We start from the raw sequence: 12682 nt of genomic DNA on the forward strand, positions 1-12682 counted from the left end.
TTAAGCTTCCTCCTTTTCGAATTTATTTAAGTATAATCTAAGTAAGTTTGCTCCAACAAATTTCATAATTAATATTAAGGCAAGTGGTATAAATATTGGAACATCGCCTATAAATGGGAACAATGCTGCTCCTGAAGCAAAGAAATTCGTGATTGCAGATGCGCCAGAAAATTGAAATGCACAGAAAACAGCTTTTTGCTTTTCATCTATATATCCATCATCTTTAAGTTCCTTAGTCATAGATGCAGCAGCATCTGTAGATTGTAAACTAGCTATTAAAGTTAATCCTGCAAATCCAGGTAATCCTAGTAATGGTTTTAATAGTGGACTAAGAAGTTTTTGTGCTGCTTTCATACCATCTAAGTGGTCTATAACTCTAACTATTCCAAGCGCAAACATAACTGATGGTATTAAAGTTAATGCATATAGCCATCCATCACGAGGACCAGTCCCTCCATCTCCTCTAAAGTTTGCAGCTAATGTACCTACACCATCATTAACTGTTCCCAATGAACCAAAGTTTCCTAATACATTATTAAAATCTAGTACCTTTAATGCTCCAGGTGCATCTTTAAATATTCCTGAAAAGAATAATGCTCCTAATATTAATGCTACATACCCATACCATTTAACTTCTATTTTTTCTGTTGTTGATTCTAGTTTGCTCATATAAATTCTCCCTCCTGCTTAAATAAATTTTATTAGTACACCTTTTTATTAAGCAAAACCCATGCCAATACTTTAATAATAATATTTTTTCATTTGTTTTTTTATTGTTAATTTTTTACATAACATGAACAGCTTGCAATTGCTAACTTTTTAAACTTCTATTTATGTACCTTTTATTGACATACAGTAGAAAAATCTTTATATTATAAATATTTTTCTATATAATTTTTAAAACTAATTTTATAAACAGGCTTTTATAGGATAAAAACCTACAAAAACCTATTATTTAGCTAAATGTATAAATTTATCATGTTATTTGTTGTATAATATAACTTGTTCTGCTCTTAAAAAAGCAAACTAAATATTACCTTAGTTAGGAGAAATAAAATGGACAGAAAAAAATTAATCCTTATAACATATGATAAATTAAATGCTGACCACTACAAAGAAGAGTTAATAAGCTTTTTTGGAGATGAAATAAGCATAGAAACACAAAATATACTTGATGGTATAAGAGAGAATTTAGAGGGTGATGTAGTTCTTTCTCTATCACCTTTAACTAGTAATTTTTTAATAAAGCATTTCAAGGAAGATATTGAAATTATCCATGGAACAAAAGCACTTTCAAAGCTTGGATATGAGAAAATGATGAAACTACCTCCAGGCACAAAATCATTACTTATGACTACCAATAAAACTTCAGCGTTTGAAATGGCTACTTATTTATATAAAATAGGAATAAATCATATTGATTTTGTACCAACATACCCAAACTGTGAAGAAATATATGATTTAGATACAGCTATAACACCAGGTCAGACCAGATTTATACCAAAATATATAAAAAACATCGTTGACTTAGGTTGGAGAAAAATTTCATTAGATACATATATGTCGTTACTAGTAGTATTAAAGCTAAAAAACGAGAAGTTTATAGAAAAACTATACAAGCTATCTAAGGAAACACTTAGTCATGATTTTTTAAATACATCATTAGATAATATATCTAAATTAAAAACTATACTCTATATGACTATTGATGAAATTGGAGATGGATTAATATTTTTCAATACATTTAACAAGGTCACATTTGTAAATAAATCTTTACTAAGCATGTTAGACTTAGATGAAAGACTCATAAAATCACCTTCTTTAATGGAATCTTTACCAAAGAGTTTTTTAGATAAAATCACGAAAAATCTAAACATAGATAATATGATTATATACATAGATGAAATAGACAAGAAATTTATACTATCAAAAAAACCATTTTATCTTTATAAAAATATAGAAGGTTGCTTAATTACATTAAAAGATGTAAGCAAGATAGAAATACTAGAGCAAAAAATAAGAAGTGACTCTGTTAAAAGAGGTTATATAGCCAAGTATAAGTTCAATAATATAATTGGAAATAGTGCTGTTATAAAAGACTGTATAAAAAAAGCAAAAAAAATGGCTCTTACAGATAACCCCATACTAATAACTGGCGAAACAGGTACTGGTAAAGAAGCTTTTACTCAATCAATACACAACCATTCTCATAGAAAAAATAAACCTTTTGTAGCAATAAATTGTGCTTCACTTCCAAGTGAATTACTTGAAAGTGAACTGTTTGGATATGAAGATGGTTCTTTTACTGGAGCAAAAAAAGGTGGAAAGAAGGGATTATTTGAATTAGCTCATACTGGAACCATATTTTTAGATGAGATAGGAGATATGCCACATGATTTACAAGTAAAGCTCTTAAGAGTTTTACAAGAAAAAGAAATCAGAAAGATTGGTGGTACAAATATTATTCCAATTGATGTAAGAATACTGGCTGCTACAAATAAAAACCTAGAAAAATTAATTTTAGAAAATAAATTTAGAATGGATTTGTTTTACAGGATAAGTATGTTCACATTAGAGTTGCCTCCTCTTAGAAACAGATTAGAAGATATACCACTTCTTTTGGAATCATTTTTAAAAGAACTTCCCTATAAAAATATTAAACTTGATAAAAGTCTCTTAAGGGCTTTAAATTCTTATACTTGGATGGGAAATATCAGAGAATTGAGAAATTGTATTGAATATATGGCTTATATGGGTTCTAATCAACTTACGATAAATGACCTGCCACAAAATATATCTTCAAAATTAAATAATCATCATATGTTAGGAAATACATCTATATTTCATGATTTAAATCAATATGACAAAAATATATGTATTGCTATCCTAAAGTCACTATATATAAAACCTATGGGAAGAGCAAAACTCATGAAATTTATGGAGCATAATGTCACAGAATATGAAGTAAGAAATATGCTAGAATATTTGACATTTAATGAATATTTAACTCCTGGTAAAGGAAGAAAAGGTAGTGCTATCACCGAAAAAGGTATAAAAATTATAGAAAATAATATATTTTAGTTTTATAGTAATTCAAATTTACTACTTCAAAATTTATATTTATAATCATAAATTTTATTTTTACTATAACTGATTATAAAATAATAAAATATACTTTCAGCAAAAAAGCTATGAAATAATAATTTTTATTATTAATTTCATAGCTTTTAATATTAATATATTAATTGATTTAATATTACTGATTGATAATTATAAAGTGCCTCTGTTAAAGGTGTAAATTCTGAACCAATACCAAATTTTAATTCTGCAAACGCCTCTAGATAGTCTGGGTCACATACATCTTCTTGTGTAAAATCTTGAAGTACCATTTCAGTTGCAAGATAAGTTGCTAATGATGGTATAAAAGCATCCATTGGCATAGGATATCCACCAAGTCTATTTGACATGCCAGCAGCTTTAGCCTTTTCACTTATCACATCATTTATCTTATCATAATTTTGAGCATCTTTTTTAGATATTTTAAATCCCATAACGCTAGGGTATGTCTCCACTGGTGATGGATTACTTTGCTCTGCAACTATATATTTTAACTCTAAAGCTTTAGTTAATATAACTTCATCCATGTACTCATTTACACCAAATACATTTATATCTTTTCCATACTTCTTAACTTGTTTATCAATATCTTCATTTAAAAACTGTTTCATTTTACCTTTATCTTCTTCTGTATTTATATTTGGTGTATTAACTTGTACAAATTGCATTCCTAAATTTCTACAAGTCTCTTTAATTTTTTCCAGTCTTTTGGCGATATCAGCATCTTTCAAATCATCCTTAGATGCATAATGAATAAAAGCTTTTGCTCCCATTTCCTTTGAACGTTCAACTAATAACTTTCCTCTTTCCTCTGTGTCAATCCCTAGATTTACATCTACATATTGACTCAATTGGTTTTTGTCCTCTCCCATAGGAGCTGAGATAGTTATTATTTCTGGACGCTTTTCTTTTACCTTCTGTAATGCTGGTAAAAGACCTGCTTGGTCTGTTGATACTACAATTGCCTGAATTTCTTCATCATCAGTCAATTTTACTATTTCATTTATAGACTTATCTATATTAGAAGTAAAGTTTTCTGGCAACACAACATGTTTTATAGTTCGCTCAACTCTAGCTTCACCATCTTTTTCTTTATCAGTTTCATTAGCTTCCTTATACTCTTTGGCTAAATCTTCTACTATATTGTATTGTACTTTATTTTCAGATAATGGCTGAGTTACTACTGCAACTTTAAAATCATCAATGATTTTCTCTTTATCATTTTTGCCAGTAACTAAGCTACAGCCTGTAAGTCCAATGATTAAACATATAGATAGCATAAATGCTGTTATTTTTTTAAGCATTAGTTAAAACCTCCTAAATTTGTACTTTCTTATCACTATTACTAATTTTATCATACTTCAAAGAAAAATTATATTATAAAAAATTATATCCCAACTATTATAATCCAATCTAAAAAGTACTATGAGTAGATTAGATTTTAATTAAATCTACCCATAGTACTAAAAAAAATATATATTATAAAATTAAATTAATTATAAATTACTATGCTATTTGTTTGTTGCTTTTTATGAAGTTACCAACTATTCCACCCAATATAGCTGGTATTACCCAGTTAAAGCCCAAACCTGCAAGTGGTAAACTTTGTATAAATGGAACAGCTCCTGTCATTCCATTTACAGCTGATAATACACTAACTAGTAATGTAACATATGCTGCACCTTTAAATGCATTATCATTTTTTATATGTTTACCAGCCAATTCCATGATAACTATTGCCAATAAAACAGGATATATTGTTTGTAGAATTGGAACTGATATAGCTATTATAGCATCAACACCTAAATTAGATATAAGCATACTAGCCACACATATACCTATAACTAGTTGTTTATAAGTTGCTTTACTTATTCCTTCAAAATAAGTTGAAATTGATGCTGTTAAACCTGTAGAAGTAGTTAAACAGGCAAGTGCTACAATTACACCTAAAATTACCTTTCCTACTTGACCATATAATAGTATACTAGTTATCTCAACTAATAAAGATGCTTGAGGTATGCTAGTATCATATAAAGTTGAAGCTGTTGCTCCTAGATAAGTAAGACCACCGTATACTAATGCCAAGAATACACAGGCTACAAAACCAGCTTTAATAGTCATGCCTATTTGGTCTTTATCTGATGTATATCCTTTAGCCACTATAGACATTAACATTATAGTAGCCATAGATGCTGCACCTAGAGCATCCATTGTTTGATAACCTTGTGATATCCCTTCACCAAATAGATTTTTATCTATCATATGTTCTGGACTCATAGGTCCTGCTGGAGAGATTATCCCTTTTACAATTAGAACAAATAATACTAATAATAACGCTGGAGTTAAATATTTACCTATTATGTCTATAACTTTAGAAGACCTAATCGTAAATGCTAAAGTTAAACCAAAGAATATTACTGAAAATACTGCTTTAGCTACTGCTCCATGGTCTCCAAATATAGGTATAATACCCATTTCATATGTTGTTGCACAAGTTCTTGGTATAACAAGAAGTGCTAAACATGCTAGAGCAGCTACACTCATTACTCTTGCTAATCCTTTACCTGCTCTTCTAAGTACATCATCCATGCTTCCTTTACATCTTGCTGTTGCTATGATAACAAGCATTGCTATACCAGCATCTGCAACAACAAAGCCAACAAGAGGAATTAACCAGTCTTTACCGGATTCCATTCCTAAGAATGGAGGGAACATAAGATTTCCTGCGCCAAAGAACATAGAAAACAAAGCAAAACCAACTATAAAAATATCTCTCATCTGCTTACTCACACCAAACTACCCCCTTTGAAAATATTTTGAATATTAAGATAATCTTACTTTATTTTCATAAAAATGTCAATCTGGTAAAAATTCTCACATTGTTAACGTTTTCCCAATTTAATATTTGAATATAATTTTCATTTTATGATAATTCCCATCAGTTTTGTTAAATCGATTGCTTGTGACACATCAAAACACGCTCCTCTAATATCATCTATTCCTACTTCAATACCTTCAATATTATTAGTAGTAAAATCTACTCCAGAAAGTTTAGTTCCATTAAAATTCGCTTTTTTTAAATTTGTATACTCAAATACTAAATTTTCATTTTTTACTTCCTGAAACACAGAACTTTCAAAATTTGAATCTAAAATAGAAACTATCTTAAACTTAGAAAACGAGAAGTTAGAATATCTACCTAAAACATCCTTAAACAATATGTTTTTAAGTATACAATCATCCAATCTAACTCCTATTAATTTACTGTCTTTAAATTCAACTCTGTATATACTTCCTCCATCGAAAGATGTATTGGATAAATTACAGTTTTCAAATACTACATCAAGTAAGTCAATCTTTTTTAAATTACAATTTTCAAAGGATACATTTCTAAATATACAAGATTCAAAACTTGCTCTTGTAATATCCAAATCACTTATAACCTCATTTTCTATAGTTTTATTAAATATTTTTTCATCATTGAATATATCATCTAATACAGCTTCAATATTTTCAACATTTTCTAATTCCCCTGTAAATTTAGGATTTTGTACTTTAATAATTTTAGTCATTTTCTCCTCCACTATAAATTATATTATTTTTAAATTCATTTTTATTATTATATTAAACTATTATATGTACTTTCAATATATTAAAAAGTTTTTACGAAATATTCTTGTATTCAGTACATTTATAATTATATCACAAACTTATTTATAATGAATTTCCATTAATAGCATAAATGTTATAAAAGTATAACATTTATTATACTTCTGTAATATTTATCTTTAGAAATAATTATTTTTTATAAAAAATGACCTCAATTTTTTATAAAATCGACAAAAAAACGAATAATTTCTTTAAATTTATTGTAAATAATACAATATTACGATATAATACAACAGAAAAACAAATAGAAAATGTTCATATAATATTAGTAATATGGTCTAATAGTCTCTACAAACTCACCTTAAATGAGTTTTCTATGAATAGAATGTTAATTTTAATATATATTCTATTCTATCTATATGAATATATATTTTTTTGTTTATATTTTAAAGTTTTTTGGAGGTAAAAATGGTACCAAACACTAATAATGTACAACCAGGTGGAAATAATTCATCATTAAGCTTTTTAGACAAAATGTTTAAATTCAGCGAACGTGGCTCTAACCTTAAGACAGAAATAATAGGTGGAGTTACTACATTCTTAACAATGGCATACATAGTTTTCGTAAATCCAGCAATATTATCTGAGGCTGGTATGGATAAAGCAGCACTTATAACAGTTACTATATTAGCTACAGCCATTGGTACACTGATATTTGCAATTTTAGGAAATGCACCATTTGCACTAGCACCTGGTATGGGTCTAAATGCATTCTTCACATATTCATTGGTTATAGGAGCAGGAATTCCATGGCAAACAGGTCTTGGAGTTGTGTTCTTATCTGGATGTGTATTCTTCACACTCGCAGTAACAGGTCTACGAAAGACAATTGCTGATGCAATTCCTCGAGAATTAGCAGTAGCATCTTCAGCAGGTATAGGTCTTTTCCTTGCTTTTGTCGGTTTAAAAAACATGGGGGTTATAATTGCAAACCCAGATACAATAGTTTCACTTGCAGATTTTACACCAACAGTTTTAATAGCTCTTTTTGCACTTATCTTAATGGCGATATTAGAGTACAAAAAAATTAAAGGTGGAATATTAATAAGTATAGTCGTCGCAACAGTAATATCTATTATATGTGGATTTGTAGAATTACCAACAGCAATAATCTCAACACCACCAAGTATAGCACCAATTGCTTTTAAATTAGATATTGTAGGAGCACTAAAATTCTCATTAATTGGACCTATATTCTCTTTCATGTTTATAGACATGTTTGATTCATTAGCATTCCTTATCACTTGTTGCAAGCAGATGGGTCTTGAAGATGAAAATGGAGAAATAAAAGACCTTGGAAAAATGTTATATGCAGATGTTTCTTCTACTTTAATAGGTTCGTTTTTAGGAACTAGCACAGTTACAACATTTGGAGAATCAGCTTCTGGTATAGCAGCAGGTGCAAGAACTGGACTTGCTTCTGTAGTAACAGCAGCATTATTCTTAGCTACACTTATATTTACACCATTACTTGGTATAGTTCCTACTTATGCTGCAGCGCCTGCACTTGTTATGGTTGGGGTATTCATGTTTGAAAGTATAAAACAAATCGATTTTGCTGATAGTAAAATAGCAGTCCCTGCCTTTGTTACAGTTTTATTGATGCCTCTAACTTATAGTATAAGTATTGGTTTGTGTTTTGGATTTATTTCATATATAATAATGCATGTTGTAGCTAAAGAAACTGATAAAATTAGTATCACACTTTGGGTTATAGGAATACTTGCAGTTGTAAACTTAGTACTAAGTTAGTATTTTAATTTTGATATATTAAAAGCTTATTTATTTTTAATTTGCAAATAGCAAAATCAATTTTATATCTAAATTGATTTTGCTATTAACTTTATATATAAAATTTATTATCATAATATATAGATAGATAAAAAAATACATAGAAAAGGGATGATATTTATGTCACAATTACTTATAAAAAATGCATATCTAATCACTATGAATACAGATAGAGAAGTATATGAGAATGGAAGTATACTTATTGAAGACAATATTATAAAAAAAGTTGGTAAATTTGATAATAATATTGTAGATACAGATGCTGAAATATACGATGCTAATGGAAAAATATTAATGCCAGGGTTAGTCAATACACATGTTCACTTATCTCAACAATTAGGTCGTGGTCTTTCTGATGATGTTGTGCTTTTAACATGGCTTAGAGAAAGAATCTGGCCATATGAAAGTAGCTTTAATTACGAAGATTCTTTAATCTCATCTACTGCATGTTGTGTAGAACTAATAAAATCTGGTGTTACTACATTTTTAGAGTCTGGTGGTCAATATGTCGATGCTATGGTTGAAGCTGTTGATAAAACTGGAGTTAGAGCATGTCTAGCTAAGTCAGTTATGGATACAGGAGATGGTCTTCCTGAAGCATGGCAAAAAACTACTGATGAAGAAATCAACACTCAATTAGATTTATTCCATAAGTTTAATAATACATCTAATGAAAGAATTAAAATATGGTTTGCTTTAAGAACTATTTTTAATACAACTGAGGATTTACTTGTTAGAACTAAACAATTAGCTGACAAATACAACACAGGTATACACATGCATATAGCTGAAATAGCTGATGAAATTTCATTTGTAAAACAAAATACTGGAGTTGGAACAGTTGAATATCTTGATAAGTTAGGCGTTTTGGGGCCAAATCTTTTAGCTGCTCATACAGTTTGGCTTACTCATAAAGAAATTGATTTATTCAGATTGCATGATGTAAAAGTTTCCCATAACCCTGGTGCAGCTATGAAAGTAGTACTAGGTTTTGCATCAATTCCTGAAATGCTAGAAAAAGGAATTCCAGTCTCAATTGGTACGGATGGGGCCCCTTCAAATAATAGAATGGATTTAATGAGAGATATGTATTTAACTTCATTAATACATAAAGGAAGAACTTTAAATCCAACAGTTATTCCAGCTGAACAAATATTAGAAATGGCTACTATAAATGGAGCAAAATGTGCTTTACTTGAAAAAGAAATTGGTAGTCTTGAAGTTGGCAAAAAAGCAGATATGATTATTCTTAATCCAGATACAATTCATTGCTTACCAATGCATAATCCAATTGGAAACATAGTGTATTCTATGACTAGCGAAAATGTAGATTCTACAATTTGTGATGGAAAGTGGCTTATGAAAGAAAGAACGGTATTAGTTGTAAATGAATCTGAGTTATTGGAAAAAGTTAAAAAACAAGCTTCTAAAATAAAAGAAAAATCAGAAGTTAAAATTCCTTCTAAATTTAAAATTATAAAATAGCATAAAACCAATTGTTTTGTAGAGATACTGGTTCAAGTAAACTTGTATAGTCTACTTACAAAACAATTGGTTTTTTTATGCTATATTTTATTAAAATAAAAATAGTAGTAGTATTATACTATAAATATATCACTAACAATTAGGTTCAGGTTTAGATTCATTTTCTTTATATTTAGTTATATCATTACAGCACATTAGGCACGCACTTTTTTCTTCATTCCATTCAATATATGAAGCATTAGCACTAGTCCAAACATTAAGATTATCATTATACAATTCTATTGTACAAAAACTTTTTTCCTCGCTAAGTTCATTCATTGGACAAACTTCACATGGTTTATCTATATTCCAAAATGCTTTATAACATAATTGATTTATCTCTGTGTTTGGAGCTATACTTAATGTCTTTTGGTTTATAAATAAAAGCTCATATGTATTCTTGTTTATCACATAAGTCCATGAATTCAAATTATCCATAACTGCTTTTATAGTTTTATAAGATTTTATTAATTTATCTTCTTTACGCTTTTTAATTAAGAATATACTTAATATTTCTGATATAAATGTCAAGGATTCTATTTCCTCTTTTGTCCAAAATCTATTTCCATTACATTCGTCAAATCCTACATATCCACTAAATTCGCCCTCATCTAAGATTGCACATTGTAACATAGATACTATCCCTTGTACTTTCAAAATTTTATATAACTCATCATCAAGTGAAGATATATCCTTGCAGTAAAAAATTCCTCTATCATTAAAATTTTGTTTATAATCATCAAATAAACTATATGATACTTTTTTAAGATTACTTATCTCTGGGTTAATACCATCATTGCACCATTCGAATGTATTGTTACAGCAAAGATTATTATCTGAATTTTCAAATATATATGCACGACTTACATCATAAGTTTTACCAACTAATTCTAATATAAAATTTACTGCTGTATCAACATCTTTGGACTCATATAAAATTCTAAATATATATTCATAAAAATTCTGTCTAAATGTTGACTTAGTTTTGTATGCTTCATCAATATTTTCTTCTCCACCTAAGACAGAATTAAAGGTTTTGGTTTTTATTAATCCATTATCCATAATTTTGCTATTATTTTCATATATACAATAGCAATCTTTGCCTTTTCCCTTTGCAAAATAAAGTGCATTGTCTGCACATCTAAAAATCTCCTTGAAATTTTTACCATTATCAGGATAAATAGATATCCCTATACTTCCAAAAATCTTATAATCTTTATTTTTTCCTGTAAATGAACGTCTAAATAGATTTATTAATTCATCTGCCTTTTTCTTTAATACTTTTTCTGAATGTAAATCCTTTAAAAAAATTAAAAATTCATCTCCACCTATACGCCCAATAATATCATTTTCTCTAAATATATTTATAAATTTAGATGATATATCATTTAAAACTGCATCTCCAAATAAGTGGCCTAAATTATCATTAATTCCTTTAAAGTCATCAATATCGATTATAAATAATGCACTTTTAAGGTTTTTTCCTTCATTTTCTATGTATTTTCTAACTAAATCCTCTGCTGTGATTTTATTATACAGTCCTGTAAGCAAATCCCTTTGGGCTCTATTTTCAAGTTCTTCATTTTTTCGTTTTTCTTTATCTATATCTACAACGACACCAATAATACGTGTACATTGACTATACTTATCAATAATACTAGATAATCTAACTTTACACCAAATATATTTATCTTTTCCTTTTCTAAATCTAAGTTCTTTTTCATGATATGGGTTATCACCTTTTATAGCATTTGTAAAAAGGTCTAAATACTTCTGTATATCATCTTTATAGATGATTTCATTTTTCAATATACCTTCAATTAAATTACTTCTAACTAGTTTATATCCAAATTTCTTTTCCCAATTGTCAGAAATATTTACTGTATCTGTATTTAAGTTCCATTCAAAAACAATATTATTTTCTTGCTCCATAACAATTCTATAGCACTCTTCACTTATATCCAACTGCTCTTGAGCTGACTTACTTGATGTAATATCAATTACAACACAATAAACCCAAGGCTTCCCATATTTATCCTTTACTATTTGGCCTTTATCTAATAACCAAAGTATTTCTCCATCAGAGCGAACAACTCTATATTCAACTTCAAGTATATTGCTATTTTTTAATTGTTTTTCTAGTGCATTTTTAACCAGTTTACGATCACCTTCATATATAACATTTAACAATTTATTATCGAAAAATGATTCAAACTCTTCTTTTGTATATCCTAACAATTTTTGATATCCTTCATTTATAAAGCTAAATATGTAATTTCCATCACAACTATACTTATATACTCCTCCAGGAATATTTGCAGTCAACACTTCTAAGTCATCATTTATTCTTTTAAGTTCTTCAGAGTTACTTACCATTGTATCAATTAAATTATTAAAAGCGGTAGCAATTTCAGTATATTCATTATTTTTATCATTATTGAATCTTATACTTGTATCTCCATCTCTTATTTTCTCTATACTTTCAATTAATTTACCCATAGGATGTGAACTACCATCCACTTAACTACCTACGGTAATGTTTGAAGTGGTGGCTTCTTGGTCAAGATAACTATTGTTATCA

Annotated in this window: 8 protein-coding genes and 1 riboswitch; of the genes, 3 read left to right on the forward strand and 5 right to left on the reverse strand. The window is 28.4% G+C overall.

Annotated features, from left to right (window positions below):
• On the reverse strand, window positions 1-669 hold the full coding sequence (locus KGF41_RS02405) for a nucleoside recognition domain-containing protein (RefSeq protein ID WP_227432369.1): 669 nt from the start codon (window positions 667-669) through the stop codon (window positions 1-3).
• A 387-nt stretch (window positions 670-1056) separates the two neighbouring features.
• On the opposite strand from KGF41_RS02405, the gene KGF41_RS02410 reads away from it, so the two are divergent.
• Window positions 1057-3081 carry a sigma 54-interacting transcriptional regulator gene (locus KGF41_RS02410; protein WP_227856312.1) on the forward strand — a complete coding sequence of 675 codons (2025 nt, stop codon included), beginning with the start codon at window positions 1057-1059 and terminating at the stop codon, window positions 3079-3081.
• 152 nt (window positions 3082-3233) lie between these two features.
• Here the strand turns inward: KGF41_RS02410 and KGF41_RS02415 are convergent, their stop codons facing one another.
• From KGF41_RS02415 to KGF41_RS02425, 3 genes are all read right to left on the reverse strand, one after another.
• The gene (locus tag KGF41_RS02415; RefSeq protein ID WP_227856313.1) at window positions 3234-4421 is read right to left on the reverse strand and encodes a DUF3798 domain-containing protein; all 1188 of its coding nucleotides are present in this window, start codon (window positions 4419-4421) and stop codon (window positions 3234-3236) included.
• Window positions 4422-4623: 202 nt separating this feature from the next.
• A complete protein-coding gene (gene brnQ, locus KGF41_RS02420; RefSeq protein WP_227840535.1) occupies window positions 4624-5895 on the reverse strand; it encodes a branched-chain amino acid transport system II carrier protein in 1272 nt (423 codons plus the stop codon).
• Between the two features lie 140 nt (window positions 5896-6035).
• On the reverse strand, window positions 6036-6689 hold the full coding sequence (locus KGF41_RS02425) for a pentapeptide repeat-containing protein (RefSeq protein WP_227856314.1): 654 nt from the start codon (window positions 6687-6689) through the stop codon (window positions 6036-6038).
• 332 nt (window positions 6690-7021) lie between these two features.
• Window positions 7022-7123: riboswitch (purine riboswitch) on the forward strand.
• Between the two features lie 71 nt (window positions 7124-7194).
• Here KGF41_RS02425 and KGF41_RS02430 point away from each other — a divergent pair.
• Window positions 7195-8538: an NCS2 family permease gene (locus KGF41_RS02430; protein WP_227829221.1), complete on the forward strand. Its 1344-nt coding sequence runs from the start codon at window positions 7195-7197 to the stop codon at window positions 8536-8538.
• Window positions 8539-8697: 159 nt separating this feature from the next.
• Window positions 8698-10062, forward strand: coding sequence for an amidohydrolase (locus KGF41_RS02435; RefSeq protein WP_227854494.1), 1365 nt, complete (start codon window positions 8698-8700; stop codon window positions 10060-10062).
• Between the two features lie 132 nt (window positions 10063-10194).
• Here KGF41_RS02435 and KGF41_RS02440 read toward each other — a convergent pair whose 3' ends face one another.
• Window positions 10195-12621 carry a diguanylate cyclase domain-containing protein gene (locus KGF41_RS02440; protein ID WP_227850125.1) on the reverse strand — a complete coding sequence of 809 codons (2427 nt, stop codon included), beginning with the start codon at window positions 12619-12621 and terminating at the stop codon, window positions 10195-10197.
• Window positions 12622-12682: the final 61 nt, after the last annotated feature.

The sequence above is a fragment of the Clostridioides sp. ZZV14-6150 genome (assembly GCF_020657875.1).
Taxonomy (GTDB): domain Bacteria; phylum Bacillota; class Clostridia; order Peptostreptococcales; family Peptostreptococcaceae; genus Clostridioides.